This is a genomic window from Winogradskyella epiphytica (assembly GCF_003217215.1).
Classification (GTDB): domain Bacteria; phylum Bacteroidota; class Bacteroidia; order Flavobacteriales; family Flavobacteriaceae; genus Winogradskyella; species Winogradskyella epiphytica.
Genome location: NZ_QJTD01000002.1, coordinates 765,111 through 785,531, shown reverse-complemented (window position 1 = coordinate 785,531; position 20,421 = coordinate 765,111). Strand labels below are relative to the sequence as shown.

The following is a 20,421-nucleotide window of genomic DNA, read 5'->3' as shown; positions in this document are numbered from 1 at the left end:
CGAAGCTGGATGCTAGAAGTTGGAAGCTCGAGGCTAGAAGTTGGATGCTCGAAGTTGTTACGCGGAGATTTATAGAGGAGGCGCGGAGAGTCACGGAGGTTTGTTGGAAGTTGGATGCTGGAGGCTCGAAGTTGGATGCTCGCTGCTAGAACTTTCCGACTAAAAACTAACGTCTACCAACTAAAATTCTTTTCACACCACCTCACTGCATAACCAACTCACCGCATCACCCCCTCACTCCCAATTGACTCCGTATTGACTCCGAAGTGACTTCGAATAAAGGGTATGTTCGTTTTATGAGAAAAATAGCTTGTATTTTACCTTAAAATGAAGGCAAAAGTAAGTTGGCTGAGGGCTATACCACTAGGTTTTTGATATAGACTTCAGAGGGGAGAAAAGGTTAAAGTTGGAAAATGGAATAGGCTTATTTCGATGGTTGGTTATAGAATCGGACTAAGTAGATGTATCTTATCAGTAAAGCGATTAATAATGGCATCAGGCCTATGGCAAAGACTTGAACCCCGATGAGCCAATGCATCGTCATTAGACATAGCATGATGATAAGGAACTTCAAATAGCGGTTGAACCATTGGCTTGCTTTTGGTTTTAGCAACTGACTCATCGCAAAGAGGTTTAATGGAAAGGCCCATAAGACATTATAGTTATGTGCGGTTGCGGTATGGTCTGTAGCGAACCATAGGAATAAAATCAGGAAACCAATGAGGCCTGTTAGGGTGAAGAGCGTTAGGTCTAACCACTTGCTTCGACTGTTGTTTTTGAAGTCCTTATAGGTGATGAATAGGATAAGAATCGCTAATAGCCCCATAATCATCAATGGGCTAAATAAAAAGCTTGCGGAGTCTTGGTTTTCCTTTTTCTTGTAGAGTATGCTTGAACTTTGAACTAATTGCTCTGAACCACCAATAGTGGCATTTTCAAAATAGGTATTAATATAAGCAGGGAGGAACATGTGCTCGTAAGCCGAAGCTGGTCTATCAATCACAGAACCCAAGGCGATATCAATCCCGAAACTGCCCCAAGTGTTTAAGCCTACATGATCGTGAATTAAGGATCTGAAGGTCTTCAGCTCTGCATCGTCAGGCGCGTTGAACTTAATGTCTCTATCCGTTGCTTTTAAAGACACATCGCGGATTCGTGTGGCACAATTATCATAGAAGAAGTCGTATAAATAACGTCTGTTTTCTGGCTTATAATTGTTTTCAAGATAGTTGAATAGCTTTTGTTTTTCTTCCGTAGAAAGATTGAGCACCTGCTCTGTGATGGTTCTGTTAGCGGCTGAATAGTGGTTGTAGATGTTTGAAAAATGGTGTCTGCTAATCAGGTAGTTTAATTTCCCTTGGGCGAATTTAAGGTAGAAGTTAGGCGCATCGAAATCGTATTCGCCATAGCCATAGACCACATCTAAGCCGAGGTTTTTATCTGAAATTCTGAAGCCATTATGTCCGAAGGCATCGTTTAAAGATTCACCTGGTCCCATGGTTAACACCGAAACTTTTGCATCTGGAGATAATTGTATCTGTTGTGCAAATGCTGAAACCACCGTTAAAAGAAGGGTTATAAAAAGTAATTTTATTTTCATAAGGAAACTATCTAAAGACGCTGAAGTCTATGATTAGAGAAAACACATTAGAATATAAAGCCGCACTTTGGTCGCCAATGTCTGTAAAAGCATAGTCGATTTGAATGCCTTTGTATTTAAATCCGACTCCAAAGTTAGGTTGAAAGGTGAGTTGCTCTGAATTATCGATTTGTAGTTCGTTCTGAAAATTCCCTACACCACCTCTTAAAAAGACCAAATCGGTATAACCGAATTCAAAGCCTAAAGCGGGGTCAATACTGGCAAAGGAAGTGGAAATGATATCGTTATTTTCTACAAAACGCATATTTAAGTTGGCGGCCGCTAAAAGGGAGTAGTCGTAATTGAAGATCCATTTCTTCGACATGCCTAATTGCAACTTTGGAATGGTAATTTCGGTAGTTTCAGGTAGCTCCTGATTTTCACCTTCCACCGCGCCACTAATTTGTTCGAATTTTTCTTCGTCGATAGACCAGGCATTAAAGGTGGTTGTGATGTCTCTAGCCATCAAGCCGAACTTCCACCCGTTATTTCCTTCAAACTGAATACCGGCATCTAAACCAAATCCCCATGAAGAGGCAAAGTCTCCAATAATACGACGGATGATTTTTGCATTCACCCCAAAATTCAACCCATCTAAAGGGAGTTTTCTAGCGTAGGAAAAGGTAAGTCCGTAATCGGCTGTAGAAAAAGTACTTATTCGGTCGTAGTTAATATTCCCTTGATCGTCAATAAGCTGTGTGGTATCTAAAATATCATCTACACCAAACCGAATTAATGAGATGCCTACGGCGCTTCTATCATCTAAAGGCATGGCATAGCCGATATAGTTGTAATTGGCGATATTGGCAAAGTAACTGGAATGCATTAGGGAAAGCTGATTGTCTTCTAGGTGCACCAAACCGGCTGGATTCCAATATCCAGCATTTACGTCTGAGGTTTGTGATACAACAGCATTACTCATGCCCAAAGCGGCAGCATCGACCCCAATATTCATAAATTCATTTGAATATTTTCTTGCGGTTTGTGCCGAAGTGAAAAGCGTAGTAAGTGTTAAGAGAATTACATAGTAATTTTTCAACAGCAAAAATTTTTACAAAGATGCATAATATTTTCCTATCTATTTAACTGCAAATGCCTGTTCTTATTGTTTTCTTTTATGTCAAATTGAAAAATATTAAGATTAGACGCAAATACTTTTATATTTTTACAAAAATTAAAATTATGAGTCTTAAACGTCACATTCCTAATATTGTTACTCTTCTGAATTTACTTTCAGGTTGTATTGCTATCATTTTTGCGGTATACGGCAATTTTATCGCCGCTGCTATGTTCGTGTTTTTGGGTATATTTTTCGACTTTTTTGATGGGCTATTAGCTCGTAAACTAAATGTGCAAAGTCCCTTAGGGATTCAGCTGGACTCTCTGGCGGATTTGGTGACGAGTGGTGTTGTGCCCGGCATTGTGATGTTTAAATTAATTTCTTTAACAGTCGATGCTCCGGATTATTCAACCTATAGCGATAGTTGGAATTCTATTTTCCATTGGCAAGGGTTTAAGATGTCGGTATTACCGCTTATAGGCTTGTTTATTGCTTTGGCATCGGCTTATCGCTTGGCTAAGTTTAATTTGGATGAGGATCAGCAAAGTTATTTTAAAGGTTTGCCGGTTCCGGCTAATACGTTGGTGATTATGTCACTGCCTTTGATTTTAGAGTACCAGAATAGTGATTTGATGAATTCTATTATCATCAATAAATGGTTTTTAATCGGCCTGACACTGTTGAGCTGTTATCTACTTAACTCGAACATTAAGTTGTTTGCTTTGAAGTTTAAGAATTATGGGTTTCGAGATAATTCCATTCGTTATATATTTTTGATATTGAGTGTTATATTATTAGTCGTGTTGCAGTTTGCCGCGATTCCTTTAATTATAGCCTTGTATATATTGCTTTCGTTATTAACGGCTTCCAAAATCGCATAATTCCAATTTCAACTTTATACCTCACCTAAACACCTCACTAAATGGCTTCAGGATTTTTTGCATTATTAGACGATATCGCGGTAATTATGGACGATGTTGCTGCAATGACCAAAATAACGACTAAAAAAACTGCTGGGATTTTAGGGGATGATTTGGCGGTAAATGCAGAAAAAGCCTCAGGCTTTGTGTCGTCTCGTGAGATTCCTGTGCTTTGGGCGATTACTAAAGGTTCTTTTATTAACAAGCTGATTATTCTCCCTTTGGCTTTTCTGTTGAGTGCCTTTTTACCGTGGTCGGTGATTGTGATATTAATGATTGGTGGTTTGTACCTAGCTTATGAAGGTGCCGAGAAAATTTATGAATATATAGTGCCTCATGAAAAGGCGGTGGTTACGGATTTAAAAACGGATTACACGCCAGAAGAACGTTTAGAACAAGAGAAGGCGAAGGTGAAGTCGGCCATAATCACCGATTTCATTCTATCTGTTGAAATAGTCATTATTGCTTTAGGCACGGTGGTGAATATTCCATTGTTGAACCAAATTATTGTGGTGACTATTGTGGCCTTAATCGCTACCGTTGGGGTTTATGGGATTGTGGCTTTGATTGTTCGTATGGATGATCTTGGTTTGCGTCTGATAGAAAAGAGTGATGATAATAAAGGGTTTTTATTTAGTATTGGTACTTTTCTTGTTAATGCTTTACCATGGGTGATAAAGAGTTTGTCGGTTATTGGAACCATTGCTCTGATTTTAGTGGCTGGTGGTATTTTTGTTCATAATATTGAATACTTACATCATTTCTTGGAGGGGATTCCTTCGATTTTACGTGATTTTATTGTTGGCTTGGCTGCTGGTGCGGTTTGTTTGGTGGTGGTTAATGGGGTGAAGTGGGTTAGGCGGTGAGTTGTTAGGCGGTGAGTTGGTGATTCGGTGAGTTGGTGAGTTGGTGAGACGGTGATATGGTGAGGTGGTGATATGGTGAGGCGGTGTGAAAAGGGAAAAGTTAAAAGTGAGGAGTTGTTAGTTGTTAGTTGTGAGTTGTCTGTTGTGAGTTGATTAGTTGATAGTTTTTAGTCGAAAAGTTCTAGCTTCGAGCTTAGAGCTTCAAATAAAACTCCGTGAGTCTCTGTGTTCACTCTGTGGATCTCTGAGTAACAACTCCTAGTTTCGAGTTTCCGAGGTCTTTCTAGTTTTTAGGGATTGGGGATTAGGGAATAGTGGAATAGGTATTTGGGATTAGGGATTAGGGAGTGAGGCGGTAATGCAGTGAATCGATGATGCAGTGAATCGGTGATGCAGTGGAGTGGGGCGGTGAGGTGGTGTGAAACGTTAACCGATTTTAGCCATTAATGTTAGTTTTCTATGTCCAACTTCTAGCTTCGAGCATCCAACCTCTAGCTTCGAGCATCGAGCTTCCAACCTCCAACAAACCTCTGCGAAACTTTGTGTTCTTTCTGCGAGTCTCTGAGTAACAACTCCTAGGTTCAAAGATTCTTGATACATTTCTCGCTCAATCGGAGCACTGGGGCTGACATGCATTTACTACGTTCATTTTGCCTTGATGCAAAACGAACCAAAAAATCATATCAATTTGAGGAAATTACTCATATCGCTTATATTTATTTAAGGTATTCGCACCATTCGCTATCGATACTACATGCTTGAAGCTGCGCTTCGCAGTTCCGTTTCTTCGCTCTTTATTTCTGCAAATTGAGCTTTCGACGCTGTCGAAATTTGGGACTTTCTTATTTGCTTGGGTTGGTTTTTCTTCGAGGAGCTATGTGTGATTCTGTGTAACAGCTTGCTTTTAGTATCCGAGGTCTAGATTCTAGTTTGTAGTCATTAGTCATTAGTGATTAGTGATTAGGAATTGGGGATTAGGGATTAGGGAATGGGAGTGAAAAGGGAAAAGTGAAAAGTGAGGAGTTGTTAGTTGTGAGTTGTCTGTTGTGAGTTCTCTGTTGTGAGTTGATTAGTTGATAGTTTTTAGTCGAAAAGTTCTAGCTTCGAGCTTAGAGCTTCAAATAAAACTCCGTGAGTCTCTGTGTTCACTCTGTGGATCTCTGAGTAACAACTCCTAGTTTCGAGTTTCCGAGGTCTTTCTAGTTTTTAGGGATTGGGGATTAGGGAATAGTGGAATAGGTATTAGGTATTTGGGATTAGGGAGTGAGGCGGTAATGCAGTGAATCGGTGATGCAGTGGAGTGGGGCGGTGAGGTGGTGTGAAACGTTAACCGATTTTAGCCATTAATGTTAGTTTTCTATGTCCAACTTCTAGCTTCGAGCTTCCAACCTCCAGCTTCGAGCATCGAGCTTCCAGCTTCAAACAAATCTCCGTGAGACTCTGCGTTCTCTCTGCGAGTCTCTGTGTAACGGCTTAATTCCAATAGTTCTCGATACGAGATTCCTGTTAGAATTTTACTCGAACTGACAATCGGCGATGAGGTATTAGGGATTAGGGAATAGTGGAATAGGTATTTGGGATTAGGGATTAGTGGATTAGTAAAGTGAAAAACTAAAAGTGAAAAGTGAAAAGTGAGGAGTTGTTAGTTGTGAGTTGTCTGTTGTGAGTTGATTAGTTGATAGTTTTTAGTCGAAAAGTTCTAGCTTCGAGGTTCTAGCTTCTAGCTTCCAACAAACCTTCGTGAGTCTCTGCGTTCACACTGTGAATCTCTGAGTAACAACTCCTAGGTTCAATAGTTTTTGATACGAGATTCCTGTTAGAATTTTACTCGAACTGATAATTTTTTTGGTGTTACTTTGGGGGTGAAATGCCTTTAGTTTTTTAAGCTTAAAACTCTAGTTTCTTTTTTCTTAGTTCAAAGTTTTGACCTAAGTAGACTTTTCTAACCATTTCGTCTTCTGCTAGTTCTTCTGGTTTACCAGCTTTTAAAATGCCTCCTTCGAACATGAGGTAGGTTCTGTCGGTAATGGCTAAAGTTTCTTGTACGTTATGATCGGTAATAAGAATACCGATATTTTTCTTGGTGAGTTTGGCAATGATGCGTTGGATATCTTCAACCGCTACTGGGTCGACTCCCGCGAATGGTTCATCTAATAAAATGAAGTTGGGATCGGTAGCTAAAGCACGAGCGATTTCCGTACGACGACGTTCACCTCCAGATAGTAAGTCCCCACGGTTGGTTCTAATATGACCTAAGCTGAACTCTTCGATGAGTGATTCCATCTTTATATGTTGTTCTTTCTTGCTTAACTTCGTCAGCTGAAGAACACTTAGGATATTATCTTCAATACTTAATTTTCTAAACACAGAAGCTTCTTGAGCCAAATAACCAATACCATTTTGTGCACGTTTGTACATTGGAAATTTGGTGATATTGGTGTCGTCTAAGTAAATATTTCCGCCGTTAGGTTTAATAATCCCTACGATCATATAGAAAGATGTGGTTTTACCAGCACCATTAGGCCCTAATAATCCAACAATCTCCCCTTGATTTACCTCTAAAGAGACATCCTTTACCACTTTTCGTCCACCGTAGGACTTCATTAAATGTTCTGCTCTTAACTTCATAGTGTTTCTTAGAAGGCTAAAATTAATAAAATCATATAGATTCTATTCGCTTTGGCTATCATTTATTAAAAGTTTAACCTTAGGATTCTTGTTGTTCTAAGGCCTCCCAATATTCATGAGCGCGTCTTAAATGTGGAATGACAATGGTTCCGCCCACTAAAGTGGCAATGCCTAAAGCTTCACTAACTTCTTCTTTGCTTAACCCTTCATTATAAGATGCTTCAAGGTGGTATTTCACACAGTCGTCACAACGTAAAACTGTAGATGCGACTAAGCCTAAAAGTTCCTTTGTCTTTTTATCTAGTGCGCCCTCTTGATAAGCGTTGGTATCTAGGTTAAAAATTCGCTTTACTATTTTATTGTTATCGGCTAAGATTTTATCATTCATTTTAGCACGATATGCATTGAATTCTTTTACAATATCTGACATAGCTTCTTAGGTTTTAACTTTTAGATTTCTTCTTCGCTTTGGCTTCTTTTCGCTTTTGGTTTCTTACCACAATGGCCGAAATATAGATGCTTATTTGGTACAATAATAATATAGGAATGGCCACAATCACTTGACTCGCGATATCTGGAGGGGTAATGACTGCTGATAATATCAGTACAATTACTAAGGCAAATTTTCTATACTTTCTTAATACCTGTGGTGTTACAAGTCCAACTTTAGTTAAGAAGTAAATAATTATAGGTAATTCGAATACAAATCCTGAGGCAAGAGCGGAGGAACGCACAATGGCGATTACAGAGCTAATGTCGAACTCATTAGAGATTTGATCCGATATTTGATAGTTGGCTAAGAAGTTAATTGATAATGGTGTAATAATATAGTATCCGAAAAGCACGCCTAAAAAGAATAATAAGGATGCAATGATTAGGAAGCCTCTCGAGTTTTTACGTTCATTGGTCTTTAAACCTGGACTTATGAAACTCCACAGTTGGTAGAGAACATAAGGGAAAGCAATTATAAATCCTGCATAAATGGAGGTCCATATATGTGCTGAAAACTGTCCGGCAACGGTTCTGTTTTGAATGATAAATGGGAATTTTTCAGCACAAAAGGTGGTGTCCGACATGCCTAAGAATCGGGACATATTACATAAGGCTTCGTAAGTTGGGAAGCTCATATGTGTTGGGCCGAAAATGATTACATCGAATATAAATTTCTTAAATATAAAAGCTAAGATTCCGGCAATAACAATCCCTAAAGTTGCTCTTATTAAATGCCATCTTAATTCTTCGAGATGGTCTAGGAAAGACATCTCATCCACTTGTTTTTTCGCCATTATATAATGCCTTCTTTTATTAAATCATGAAGATGAACCACGCCTGAGTATTTTCCGTCGTGTTCTACTAATAATTGAGAAATCCCGAATTCTTCCATCACTTCTTTAGCATCCACCGCCATAGCGTCTTCAGAAATTCGTCTTGGATTTTTACTCATGATATCTTTTGCTTTTAAGCTCATGAAGTCGTCACTCTTACTCAACATACGTCTTAAATCACCATCGGTAATGATACCAACAATCTCATCATTGTCTACCACAGCAGTAACGCCTAACATCTTCTCGGTAATCTCTACAATCACTTCTTTTAAAGATGTTTCTAGTCCGACTTGAGGTTTCTGGTTTTGAGAAGACAAATCGTTTACTCTTAAATAAAGGCGTTTTCCCAAAGCACCACCTGGATGGTATTTAGCAAAATCTCTACTCGAGAACCCACGTAGCTCTAATAAACAAATAGCTAAAGCATCTCCCATAACCAATTGGGCTGTTGTGCTTGTTGTAGGTGCTAAGTTATTAGGACAGGCTTCTTGCTCTACGTATGCATTCAAAATATAATCTGCTTGCTGACCTAAAAAGGAGTCGATATTACCCGTTATGGCAATCATTTTGTTTTTTGCATTCTTAATAAGTGGTACTAAAACCTTAATTTCAGGAGTGTTTCCACTTTTTGAAATACAAATCACCACGTCGTTTTCTAGAATTAATCCGAGGTCACCATGAATAGCATCTGCCGCATGCATAAATACCGCAGGCGTTCCTGTTGAATTTAGTGTCGCCACGATTTTATTAGCTATGATAGCGCTCTTTCCAATTCCTGTGATTATCACACGTCCGGAAGAATTATATATCAATTCTACCGCTTTTGCAAAATCTTCTGTAAGTAAATCAGACAAATTTTCTATAGCTTTGCTCTCTAACTTAATGGTACTGTGTGCTGTGTTTAAAATGGATTGCGTAGTGTTCAAAACTTATTATTTATTGAGTTTTTTAGGTCTAAAGAATTTGTTATCTTTAAACTTGTTGCAAATGTATATAAAATACTAATAGGGATTAATGAGTATTGCAATACTAATAGGGATTAATGAGTATTGCAGAAATTGACTTACACTCCGCATTAAAAAAGCACTTTGGGTTTTCACAATTCAAAGGTCTTCAAGAAGAAGTTATAAAGAACGTAGTAGCGGGTAATAACACCTTTGTTATTATGCCTACAGGAGGCGGAAAATCGTTATGTTATCAACTACCAGCGCTAATAAAAGAAGGAACAGCTATTGTGGTTTCTCCTCTTATTGCTTTGATGAAAAATCAGGTAGATGCCATTAGAGCGGTGTCTGAACACGAAGGTGTGGCGCATGTTTTGAATTCGTCTTTGAATAAAACGGAGGTGAAACGTGTGAAGGATGACATTGTAAATGGCATCACGAAATTGTTATATGTGGCGCCCGAATCGCTGACAAAAGAAGAATATGTTGACTTTCTACGGACGGTTAAGGTATCTTTTATGGCTGTAGATGAGGCTCACTGTATCAGTGAATGGGGACACGATTTTAGGCCAGAATATAGAAATCTTAAAACGATTATTAAACGAATTGGTGACGATATTCCGATTGTTGGATTGACCGCAACGGCGACTCCTAAGGTTCAGGAAGATATCTTGAAGAGTTTAGGTATGTCTGATGCCGTTACGTTTAAAGCCTCGTTTAATAGACCGAACCTCTATTATGAGGTGCGTCCGAAAACAAAAAATGTAGATGCTGATATCATTCGTTTTGTGAAGCAGAATGAAGGAAAATCGGGTATCATCTATTGTCTAAGCCGAAAACGTGTTGAAGAATTAGCGCAGGTGCTACAAGTGAACGGGATTAAAGCCGTTCCGTATCACGCTGGACTAGATGCTAAGACACGAGTGAAGCATCAAGATATGTTCTTAATGGAAGATACGGATGTGGTGGTAGCGACCATTGCTTTCGGGATGGGTATTGATAAACCTGATGTTCGCTTTGTGATTCACCACGATATTCCAAAGAGTATAGAAAGTTATTATCAAGAAACCGGACGCGCGGGTCGTGATGGTGGCGAAGGTCATTGTTTGGCTTATTATGCTTATAAAGATATTGAGAAGCTTGAGAAATTCATGTCGGGTAAACCTGTTGCAGAACAGGAAATCGGTCATGCGCTATTACAAGAAGTGGTAGCCTTTGCTGAAACTTCGGTATCTCGACGTAAATTCATTCTTCATTATTTTGGTGAAGAGTTTGATAATGCGACTGGTGAAGGCGGCGATATGGACGATAATATGCGTCACCCTAAAAAACAGGTCGAAGCTCAAGATGATGTTAAAATTCTTCTGGATACGGTTCAGAAAACAAATGAAAAGTATAAGGCTAAGGATTTGGTTCAAGTTCTTATTGGAAATTCTAACGCCCTTATTTCATCACATAAAACTGATACTCAGGACTTTTTTGGAGTCGGTAAAGATAAGGACAAGCGCTATTGGATGGCCTTGATCCGTCAGGTGCTTGTTGCAGGTTACCTTAAAAAAGATATTGAAACTTACGGTGTTTTACGATTGAGCGACAGTGGAACTGAATTTATTAAGTCGCCACAATCTTTCATGATGGCTGAAGACCATGTGTTTGATGAAGAGTCTAATGATGGTATTATCACTGCTGCAAAAGGAGGAACGGCTGTTGCAGATGAGAAATTAATGGGAATGCTTAAAGATTTGCGTAAACGCAATGCTAAAAAATTAGGTGTACCGCCATTTGTGATTTTTCAAGATCCATCTTTAGAAGATATGGCTTTAAAATATCCTATTTCTTTAGAGGAACTATCTAATGTTCACGGCGTAGGCGAAAGTAAAGCTAAAAAATACGGTAAGGATTTTATTGCTATGATTGCTGAGTATGTTGAGGAAAACGACATTATGCGACCAGATGATTTGGTGGTGAAGTCGACAGGAACCAATTCGGCTATCAAATTATACATCATTCAGAACGTAGACCGGAAGTTGCCATTAACAGATATAGCCAGTTCTAAAGGGATGGAAATGCCTGCCTTTATAAAGGAAATGGAATCGATTGTGTTTTCAGGAACTAAGTTGAATATCGATTATTGGATTGATGATATTTTAGATGAAGATCAGCAAGAAGAAATCCATGATTACTTTATGGAGACTGAAAGTGATAAGATTGCCGATGCGATTGAAGAGTTCGATGGGGATTATGATGATGAGGAATTGCGCTTGTATCGTATTAAGTTCATGAGTGAGGTCGCGAATTAAAGTTTTAGTTTGTAGACTATATACTCTTTAATAGATAAGATTATTTGTATCGAGAACATGGTGTTGCATTGGCATCTTATTCTCGATATTTTTTTTGAGGCTATTTTATTTGAAATTCAATTGTGTTGACTATTATTAATAGCCTATTTATTCATTATCAATTGGAGCTGGTTGATTCTCGATTTAAAATTACTAGGGGAGTAGTGGAATAGTAATTAGTTATTAGTGATTAGTGATTAGGGATTTGGAATTAGGGATTAGGGGATTGGTGGGGTAGTGAGGTTAGGTGGGTTATGCATCTTATTACTTTAGTTAATATTGCGGTAACTGAGTTCATCCGTTTGTTATTCTTCCTCGTCGGAAGCATCAAGAACGACGTATTTGCTAAATACGATATCATGCTTTTTCACTATAAGTTGTATGCTTTTAAGTGTAGCTTTCTCTAATTTTTTGACATCAGATTCTTCGATAGCAAAATCGATTTTAGTGACGTGTCTTCCTTTAATATCAGAACCTTCGGATTCAAACTCTGGCATATCTGAATGGAGTTGGAGTTTAAAGTTATCCTCTCCTATAAAATAAAGTTCCGCACCGACCTTAGATTTCACTGAAAGCTGACCAACGATAACCGTTTGGAAAAAGAAATAGCCTCCTAATTCATTCAAACCTGCGTATAGCACATTGGATTCTGAAACCCCAAATGGTTTGTTTTGGACATCGTTTATGATGGCTTCAACGGAATCAGTGGTTTCTGTTTTAGAAGATTTGCCTAAAAGTTTCGATAAAGAAAATGCCATGAAATTTGATTTGTGCGAATTTAGGCTTTATTGTTAGAAGTACAAATTTGTAGGCGGTGGAATTGGGCTCGTGATATGGTGTTTCGACATTCATCTTAGTCTGTCTTAGGTGGGGTTCGTGCTTATTCGTGATCAAAGTGCCTCATTTTTATTCATTTCAAATTCGGCTAATCACTTTTAGTTTCAGACTTATAACTCAGTTCACTATCTTTGCAATCTTAAATAAAAACACAGATATACAATGCAAGACGGTTTATACGCAAAATTCAACACTTCAAAAGGTGAGATATTAGTTAGTTTAGAGTTCGAGAAAACACCTGGTACAGTAGGTAATTTCGTGGCTTTAGCAGAAGGAAATTTAGAAAATTCGGTAAAACCACAAGGAACTCCTTATTATGATGGATTGAAGTTCCACAGAGTTATTCCTGATTTTATGATTCAAGGTGGTTGTCCACAAGGCACAGGAACTGGAAATCCAGGTTATAAGTTTGATGATGAATTTCATCCTGAATTAAAACATGACGGCCCTGGAGTTTTAGCCATGGCTAATGCTGGTCCTGGTACTAATGGAAGTCAGTTTTATATCACTCATGTTGCAACTGATTGGTTAGATAATAAGCACACCGTTTTTGGTAAGGTTGTAGAAGGACAAGATGTGGTTGATTCCGTTGCACAAGGCGATGTAATTGAAACGCTTGAGATTATTAGACAAGGAGAGGCTGCGGAACAATTTAACGCGGTGGAAGCATTTAGAGTTTTTGAAGGATCTCGTGAAAAGCGTATCGCTGCTGAGCGTGAAGCTGCACGAGCTGAATTAGATAAATTAGCTGCAGGTTTTAAAGAAACTGAATCAGGTTTACGTTACCAAATCATTCAGAAAGGTGATGGTAAAAAAGCAGAAAAAGGAAATATGGTTTCTGTACACTATAAAGGACAGTTGGCTGATGGTACCGTTTTCGATTCATCATACAAAAGAAATTCGCCATTAGATTTTCAAGTTGGTGTTGGTCAGGTTATCGCAGGATGGGATGAAGGTATTTGCTTGTTGAACGTTGGTGATAAAGCGCGTTTGGTGATTCCTAGTGATTTAGGATATGGTGCTGCAGGTGCCGGTGGCGTTATTCCTCCAAATGCAACCCTTGTTTTTGACGTGGAGTTGATGGGAGTTAAATAAGACATTCATTTAAAATATATAGAACCTCTTAAATTAATTTTTAAGAGGTTTTTTTGTGGGTAAAATGAAGATGTTAATCTTCAAATATGTATTGGGTATTAAAGTCGATATTATAAGCCTTTAAGAAATCGATATATTCTTCTCTGAATGATTTTACCTTGTGGTGTTCTTCCTGATTCTTTATATAATTTGTGATTTTTTGGAGTTGAGATTGACTTACCGTAAATGCTCCGAATCCATTTTGCCATTGGAATTTCCCGTTGACGAATCGTTTTTCATTGATCCATTTCGAGGCATTGGTTTTAATGTCTCTTACTAAATCTGATAAGTTGCAATTTGGTTTTGTGCTGATGAGGAGGTGGAGGTGATTCGGCATGCCGTTTATGATCATTAATTTTTGATCCTTGTTTGTGATTATTCCTGAAATATATTTGTAGAGTTCGTCTTTTCAATGGGTTTTAATGAGGTTTGCTCTGCCTTTTACGGCAAAAACGATATGGAAATAGAGTTGTGAATAGGTGTTTGCCATGGTTATTTGGAAATATCATTTGTTGATTTCAATTGAGGTTATTAAAATACGAAATATGTGTTTGAAAATCAATAGGTTGTGTGTTGTTGTGGGTTTTGTTAATATATCGCCGCTCTGTGACTTCATGGTTAACGCCATGTTGCACCTGCTATTAATATGTCGCTCCTCTGGAGCTTTTGGTCATGGGGTATCTATATGTTCTATTAATATGTCGCCACTCTTTGGCTGACATTGGGATGCGCAATTGTATCTATGATTAATATTTATTGGTGTGGTTGAATTTGGGTTGTTAATATGTCGCTCCTCTGGAGCTTTTGGTTGTGTGTTATCCATATGATCTATTAATATGTCGCCACTCTGTGGCTGAAATATTGTCGCCGTATTGTATTTGCTATTGATATATCGCCGCTCTGCGGCTGACATTGGGATGCGCAATTGCATGAACGTTATTAATATGTCGCCACCCTGTGGCTTCATGGTTAACGACATGTTACATCTGCTATTAATATGTCGCTCCTCTGGAGCTTTTGGTCATGGGGTATCTATATGTTCTATTAATATGTCGCCACTCTGTGGCTGAAATTGGGATGCGTATTGTATATGTTATTAATATATCGCCGCTCTGCGACTGACATTGGGTTGGGCAATTGCATCTATGATTAATATGTATTGGTGTGGTTGAATTTGGGTTGTTAATATGTCGCTCCTCTGGAGCTTTTGGTTGTTGGTTATCCATATGATCGATTAATATGTCGCCACTCTGTGGCTTATTTGTTAACGACATGTTGCACCTGCTATTAATATATCGCCGCTTTGCGGCTGACATTGGGTTGGGCAATTACACCTATGATTAATATGTATTGTTGTGGTTGAATTTTGGTTGTTAATATGTCCCTCCTCTGGAGCTTTTGGACATGGGGTATCTATATGTTCTATTAATATATCGCCACTCTGTGGCTGACATTGGGATTTGCAATTGCACCTTGCACCTATGATTAATATGAATTGTTGTGGTTGAATTTGGGTTGTTAATATGTCGCTCCTCTGGAGCTTTTGGTTATGGGGTGTCTATATGTTCTATTAATATGTCGCCACTCTGTGGCTGAATTGTTGACGCCGTATTGTATATGTTATTAATATATCGCCGCTCTGCGGTAAACGTTGGGATGGGCAATTGCACCTATGATTAATATTTATTGCTGTGGTTGAATATGGAATTTATATATGTCGCTCCTCTAGAGCTTTTGGACGTGGGGTATTCAAATGTTCTATTAATATGTGGCCACTCTGTGGCTTATTTGTTAACGACATGTTGCACCTGTTATTAATATATCGCCACTCTGTGGCTGAAATGTTGACGCCTTATTGTGTCTGCTATCGATATATCGCCGCTCTGCGGCTGACATTTGGGTGTATTGATGTTAGTCGTAAAAATTGGATCAGAAAAATAGGTTTTAATCATTATCATTTTTTTTATTAATTAAAAGGGGTAATGGTCATGAGAAAATTTAGGGAGTGTTGTTTTTAGCTCCGTAGGAGCGTAATATTCGTAGATACCATGATTGGGTCATATAAAACAGCTCCATAGGAGCGGTATATTTTCATTACCGTCGATTGTTGGGTTTGTGTATTATAGAATTTTTCACAGAATGATGGGGTTTTGTTAAATCGGTTATTATTTCGTCTTGTTGTGCCTAAATTCGGGTTTTATATATGTCGCTCCTCTGGAGCTTTTGGTTGTGGGGTGTTTATATGTTCTATTAATATGTCGCCACTCTGTGGCTTAATTGTTAACGCCATGTTACATCTGTTATTAATATATCGCCGCTCTGCGGCTGACATTTGGGATTTGCAATTGCATGAACGCTATTAATATTCCGCCACTCTGTGGCTTATTTGTTAACGACATGTTGCACCTGCTATTAATATATCGCCGCTCTGTGGCTTAGATTTGGGTTTTGGTGTGAATTGCGATTTGTTTTTAATAGATGAGCTTTCTTATATGTGGCTTCCTAATTTGACCATTTTCCAGAATGTTTTTTCGTCTTTTGGATGGGGTATACTTGGGGTTTTTTGATTTTGATGAATCGTATCTGGGAGTGGTGTTGATTGGATAATTGCAGCTAAATAATTAAAGAGGTCTTGAGGCGTGAAGGTGGTTTTGTAATCATCTCGAAGCTCGTGACTTTTTATAAAGCAGACATTAGGGTCTTGAGATTCATTAGTCTCAAATGAAAGCTGAAATGACTTTTCTATATATAGAATCAAATAATGTAAATCGATATTTGAATCTGGAACTTTTGTTGTTCCAATTTCAGCCATTGCCTGAAGAATCGCTTTAACTTCTCTGCTATTCGAATGAAGTCGCGACTTATCTAGGTGGTAAATCTCTCTTATATATTCGAATATGTTTTCAATATGCATGTCTATTGTTGGCTTATGAGAACCGTAACTATTTATAGCTTACTAATCATATTGACTTTAGAATTTTCGCGTTACGACTTTTTTAATAATAAGGTCAACTGCTTTCCAAAAACTGCTGATATACCAGCTGCTAATCCGCCTACAACTCCCGTAACGATCATTAATAGATATGGATTGCCTCCTAAAGGAAGGAGCACGGCTATACGTTTTGCTAAGGTGAAATCATTCGCGCTGCTTAAGATATAACTGTAAACTATCCAAAATAGTAGAATGGCTAAAAACGGGATAAAAAATACAGCTGTCCTTTTTAAGGGGATGAATAAGGCTGTTGTTAAGGCTGCAGTCATTACCGACCACCAAGGCAGGAATAAGGATAAAAGAACAGCTAATATAATAGTGGCTATAAAATTGATACTATTTTTATTCATTACTTAGATGGTGTTAATATTTGTGTACCGACGATATCTTCTGTCGCTTCCTCTGATTGTAAAAAATTAAGACTATGATACTCGCCCGCAGCCCAATCGTCTATAAAATTATCATAGTATTTACTTCCTGGATTACCTGACTGTCCGCCTGGATAAATACCAAATGCTGTTGGGGGTGAGGTCATCTCTACAATCATTCTCCAAGACGCTCCATGGTTTTCAGAATTAGCATTTACAATATTTCGGTCGCCACCAACAGGAATGTCATATATAGAAAAAGCAGGTAGTTTTTGTAATAGATGACCGGCGTAAGTGGCTTTATATTTCATCCAGGTGTAGTCTCCTTTTTCCTTTTTTATCTCTAGTAGACCTTTGCTAGCTTGTTTAAAAGCTAATAAGAATAAATCTTTTGCTGTTTCAACCTTTGGTGTGTCTACAATATCCATAAAGGCATCATCACCTTTATGCTTTAATAAGTAAATAGTTTGATAAGTGAATGGTTTTTCTAAAGCTGTGTCTTCTACGTCAAATTCGTCCCAAACCATATCATAAAGTTTTTCATACCATAATCGGAATATACTCGGTCCAACTTCATCAATATCATTATTAAATTGCCAATCGCTTATTTCATCGTAGATGGCTTTTTCTTCGGAAGTTAATGTTGAGGTATCCATCTGCTCTAACATATAAGGAACAATTTCAGCCGCTTTTAGATTGTAGTTGTTATTATGCAAATCTTTAAAATCTTGAATACTGAATTTATCTTTAGAATTAAAAAAGTCGTTAATAACACGGTTTCTATAGGTTTCATAACCATCATTAAACACGTAATAAGGATAGGACTCATCTACGGGATGTTGGTTGGCAGAACTCACAAATCCGCGTGCTGGGTTTTTAGTATGTGCGTTAAAGGGTTGCGGAATAAAACTCTGCCAGTCATTTTCTGATTTGCTTCCGTCCATTACAAATTTTCCTTGACCTTCCCATTTATTAGGGAAAAGTCCTTGAATCCAAATCGCAATATCGCCTTCGGTTGAGGCAAACACGAAATTTTGAGCAGGAGCTACCCAATGTTGTAAAGCCTTTACGTAATCGTCATAATTTTTTCCTTTATTTAAATCCAAGAAGGTCTTTTGACCATTACCAGGAATATGTCCTGTCCACTTCATGGCATAACCGGCTAACTCTTCATTCGATTTAAAGTTTTTGTCGTAAACTACAGGGCCATGATGGGTATACAATACTGAGTCTCTATAGGTAGGTTGGCCTTTAATTTTGATTTCTTCAACTCTATGCTTAACATCGTTCCATTCGTTGTCGAACTTGTATTTTGTTCGGTCTTCGTTGAATTCAATTTTATACCAATCGATTACATCTCTTGTAGCATTTGTTTCTCCCCAGGCTATATTTTGGTTAAATCCTGATATAACAGCTAAAGCTCCAGGTAGTGTAGCGCCAAAGGCATTATGTGTAGGCGTACTTAATTGCATCACAAACCAAATGGAAGGGAGGTTGATGCCTAAATGAGGATCGTTGGCTAAGATAGGATGTCCGGAATAAGATCTCTCACCCGAAACCGCCCAGTTATTACTTCCATTATCTGGGTTTGGTTTTTCGATAGTTTCCGAAATAGAATCTAATAGGATTTCATTTTTTGGTGTTGGTGTTTGAGGGACGTCTATAAAACTCCAATCCGTTTCTTTTGGGATTATAGGATCGGTCACATCAAAGAAATCAGGGAAAAGTAAATCATAGCGCTCTTTACCAAATAATCGCAAGGCATTCGTGTTTTCCAAATCGTCATCGCCACCAGCCAACATTTTCGTCATATACATTAATAGTAAGGCTGTTTTTTTCGTTGTCCACTCTTCAGGAGCATAGTCTAACAACTTATATTCTACCGGATAATCCTTCGGATCTAGTTGATTGATATAGCTGTTAACGCCATCGGCATATGCTTGAGCAAGAGCTGTTGTATGTTCGTCTTCGGCCATTTTGTTAATGGTTTGTTCTGCGCCATACACCATGCCTCGTCTTCGTTCTTGCCTATCGTAGTCCAACGCAGCTTCTCCAATAATTTCAGAAATACGACCTCCAGCGGCAAAGGTTTGAAACTCCATTTGCCAAAGCCTGTGTTTGGCGGTTAGGTAACCTTGCGCTCTATATAAGTCCATTTCATTTTGCGCGAAGACATGCGGAATTAACTGTTCATCATAATGTATAGTGACTTTATCTTGCAATTCGGGAATAACAATTTCTCCGGTAATGGCTTCGTCGGTTTCATTTTGCCAGACGCCGGTATAGGGATTTAGGAATTTACCAATGGGTGGAATGGATCCGAATTTGGTGTTTAGAGCGAAAAATATCCCAATAGTGAGTACAAGGGATAGGGTGAATTTGAAATACTTCATGCAAAGACATTATATATGTTCTAAAAATACCAAATTATAAGTAAAACTCTGATACTATTTGCACGAATTTTCCCTAAATTAATAGGATTGTGATTTGTCGGTTGAAAATAAGTAATACGAATAAATAAGGTAGACTATTCGTTTAACGAAGTACTAGTTTTTTGACGACTTCTTTACGAAGGGACTCGTTAAGCATTTTAATGATTTTTTCTGTACCGTAACTCAGTTCTTCTCTTAGAACGCTTGAACTCAGTTGTACATATAAAGTATCATGTTTCAACTCGATTGCTGTGGTGTAATTATTCACACCATTTCCCATAAGGTTGGCCCAAGCTTCTCTCACATCGACCTTATCTAAACCCGATTGCAAGTTATTCACTTGAACAAATTCTTTAAGAATATCTTGAATAGGTTGGTTCTCGTTATTTCTCTTTTTCATGGTTTCTCGTCTGTTTCCAATAGGTGTGTAATTACTTCAATTTAATGCCGGAGTAACATTAAAATAAATTTACGAATTTTAAATCTAAACGTCTTATTCTCCTAAGTCAAGTTTAATGGATTCGTAACGCTTGTACAGGTATATCTTATCGTATTCGTTTATAACGCGAAGTTGGTCTGGAGTGGCTTCAAGAACCGTCTCTTTCCAATTTGCATAAGGAGTCGTATAATAAATGTTTAATTTATTGTCTTCAACTTTCAACTCTATGGATTCGGCATCACCCGAAGTGTAGTAAGTATCATTTATTCCTGGTTTTAATTTTTTTCTGAAGCCTTTTAAACTATCATTCACACTAATATAATCGATCACTTCATTAAACGTGTATTGTTTTTTACTGCCATCGGCCATAGTAACTTCTTCAATTTCCCAATAGCCTTGAACGTGTTCAATATACGATTCTGGATTTTTAGAACAACTTACGATAAGGAGGCCGAAAATTATAAGTAGTGTTGTTTTCATATTGAGGTGGTTTCTATA

17 protein-coding genes and 1 pseudogene are annotated in these 20,421 nt (G+C 38.1%); 4 read left to right on the top strand and 14 right to left on the bottom strand.

What is annotated here, in order from left to right; translation table 11 throughout:
• Nucleotides 1–424: 424 nt before the first annotated feature.
• The gene (locus DFQ11_RS08735) at nucleotides 425–1,600 is read right to left on the bottom strand and encodes a lipoprotein N-acyltransferase Lnb domain-containing protein (protein WP_110475466.1); all 1,176 of its coding nucleotides are present in this window, start codon (nucleotides 1,598–1,600) and stop codon (nucleotides 425–427) included.
• 7 nt (nucleotides 1,601–1,607) lie between these two features.
• The gene (locus tag DFQ11_RS08730; protein WP_110475465.1) at nucleotides 1,608–2,678 is read right to left on the bottom strand and encodes a putative type IX sorting system protein PorV2; all 1,071 of its coding nucleotides are present in this window, start codon (nucleotides 2,676–2,678) and stop codon (nucleotides 1,608–1,610) included.
• A gap of 143 nt (nucleotides 2,679–2,821) precedes the next feature.
• Here DFQ11_RS08730 and DFQ11_RS08725 point away from each other — a divergent pair, with 143 nt between their 5' ends.
• On the top strand, nucleotides 2,822–3,580 hold the full coding sequence (locus DFQ11_RS08725) for a CDP-alcohol phosphatidyltransferase family protein (RefSeq protein ID WP_110475544.1): 759 nt from the start codon (nucleotides 2,822–2,824) through the stop codon (nucleotides 3,578–3,580).
• Between the two features lie 41 nt (nucleotides 3,581–3,621).
• A complete protein-coding gene (locus DFQ11_RS08720; RefSeq protein WP_110475464.1) occupies nucleotides 3,622–4,485 on the top strand; it encodes a DUF808 domain-containing protein in 864 nt (287 codons plus the stop codon).
• A gap of 1,887 nt (nucleotides 4,486–6,372) precedes the next feature.
• On the opposite strand, the gene lptB is transcribed toward DFQ11_RS08720, so the two are convergent.
• From lptB to DFQ11_RS08695, 4 genes are all read right to left on the bottom strand, one after another.
• Nucleotides 6,373–7,113, bottom strand: a complete 741-nt coding sequence (lptB, locus tag DFQ11_RS08710; protein WP_110475462.1) for an LPS export ABC transporter ATP-binding protein — start codon at nucleotides 7,111–7,113, stop codon at nucleotides 6,373–6,375.
• Between the two features lie 79 nt (nucleotides 7,114–7,192).
• Nucleotides 7,193–7,543: a carboxymuconolactone decarboxylase family protein gene (locus DFQ11_RS08705; protein WP_110475461.1), complete on the bottom strand. Its 351-nt coding sequence runs from the start codon at nucleotides 7,541–7,543 to the stop codon at nucleotides 7,193–7,195.
• A gap of 13 nt (nucleotides 7,544–7,556) precedes the next feature.
• Nucleotides 7,557–8,399, bottom strand: coding sequence for a twin-arginine translocase subunit TatC (tatC, locus tag DFQ11_RS08700; RefSeq protein ID WP_110475460.1), 843 nt, complete (start codon nucleotides 8,397–8,399; stop codon nucleotides 7,557–7,559).
• Nucleotides 8,399–9,364 (bottom strand): KpsF/GutQ family sugar-phosphate isomerase, encoded by a 966-nt coding sequence (locus tag DFQ11_RS08695; RefSeq protein WP_110475459.1) that lies wholly within the window; start codon nucleotides 9,362–9,364, stop codon nucleotides 8,399–8,401. Before DFQ11_RS08695 ends, tatC begins: the two co-directional genes overlap by 1 nt.
• Before the next feature lie 116 nt (nucleotides 9,365–9,480).
• Here DFQ11_RS08695 and recQ point away from each other — a divergent pair, with 116 nt between their 5' ends.
• Nucleotides 9,481–11,682 carry a DNA helicase RecQ gene (gene recQ, locus DFQ11_RS08690; RefSeq protein WP_110475458.1) on the top strand — a complete coding sequence of 734 codons (2,202 nt, stop codon included), beginning with the start codon at nucleotides 9,481–9,483 and terminating at the stop codon, nucleotides 11,680–11,682.
• Nucleotides 11,683–12,026: 344 nt separating this feature from the next.
• On the opposite strand, the gene DFQ11_RS08685 is transcribed toward recQ, so the two are convergent.
• A complete protein-coding gene (locus DFQ11_RS08685; RefSeq protein WP_110475457.1) occupies nucleotides 12,027–12,479 on the bottom strand; it encodes a hypothetical protein in 453 nt (150 codons plus the stop codon).
• A gap of 241 nt (nucleotides 12,480–12,720) precedes the next feature.
• Here DFQ11_RS08685 and DFQ11_RS08680 point away from each other — a divergent pair, with 241 nt between their 5' ends.
• Nucleotides 12,721–13,653 carry a peptidylprolyl isomerase gene (locus tag DFQ11_RS08680; protein ID WP_110475456.1) on the top strand — a complete coding sequence of 311 codons (933 nt, stop codon included), beginning with the start codon at nucleotides 12,721–12,723 and terminating at the stop codon, nucleotides 13,651–13,653.
• Nucleotides 13,654–13,726: 73 nt separating this feature from the next.
• Here DFQ11_RS08680 and tnpA read toward each other — a convergent pair.
• The 7 genes and pseudogenes from tnpA to DFQ11_RS08645 all read right to left on the bottom strand — a co-directional run bounded on the left by tnpA (nucleotide 13,727) and on the right by DFQ11_RS08645 (nucleotide 20,403).
• Nucleotides 13,727–14,182, bottom strand: a pseudogene (gene tnpA, locus DFQ11_RS08675) (IS200/IS605 family transposase).
• A gap of 180 nt (nucleotides 14,183–14,362) precedes the next feature.
• Nucleotides 14,363–14,671: a hypothetical protein gene (locus DFQ11_RS08670; RefSeq protein ID WP_146221512.1), complete on the bottom strand. Its 309-nt coding sequence runs from the start codon at nucleotides 14,669–14,671 to the stop codon at nucleotides 14,363–14,365.
• 1,509 nt (nucleotides 14,672–16,180) lie between these two features.
• Nucleotides 16,181–16,606 (bottom strand): hypothetical protein, encoded by a 426-nt coding sequence (locus DFQ11_RS08665; protein ID WP_110475454.1) that lies wholly within the window; start codon nucleotides 16,604–16,606, stop codon nucleotides 16,181–16,183.
• Between the two features lie 71 nt (nucleotides 16,607–16,677).
• Nucleotides 16,678–17,034: a hypothetical protein gene (locus tag DFQ11_RS08660; RefSeq protein ID WP_110475453.1), complete on the bottom strand. Its 357-nt coding sequence runs from the start codon at nucleotides 17,032–17,034 to the stop codon at nucleotides 16,678–16,680.
• Nucleotides 17,034–19,445 carry a penicillin acylase family protein gene (locus tag DFQ11_RS08655; protein ID WP_110475452.1) on the bottom strand — a complete coding sequence of 804 codons (2,412 nt, stop codon included), beginning with the start codon at nucleotides 19,443–19,445 and terminating at the stop codon, nucleotides 17,034–17,036. Before DFQ11_RS08655 ends, DFQ11_RS08660 begins: the two co-directional genes overlap by 1 nt.
• 142 nt (nucleotides 19,446–19,587) lie before the next feature.
• Nucleotides 19,588–19,884 carry a DUF721 domain-containing protein gene (locus DFQ11_RS08650; RefSeq protein ID WP_110475451.1) on the bottom strand — a complete coding sequence of 99 codons (297 nt, stop codon included), beginning with the start codon at nucleotides 19,882–19,884 and terminating at the stop codon, nucleotides 19,588–19,590.
• 93 nt (nucleotides 19,885–19,977) lie between these two features.
• Nucleotides 19,978–20,403, bottom strand: a complete 426-nt coding sequence (locus DFQ11_RS08645) for a lipocalin family protein (RefSeq protein WP_110475543.1) — start codon at nucleotides 20,401–20,403, stop codon at nucleotides 19,978–19,980.
• Nucleotides 20,404–20,421: the final 18 nt, after the last annotated feature.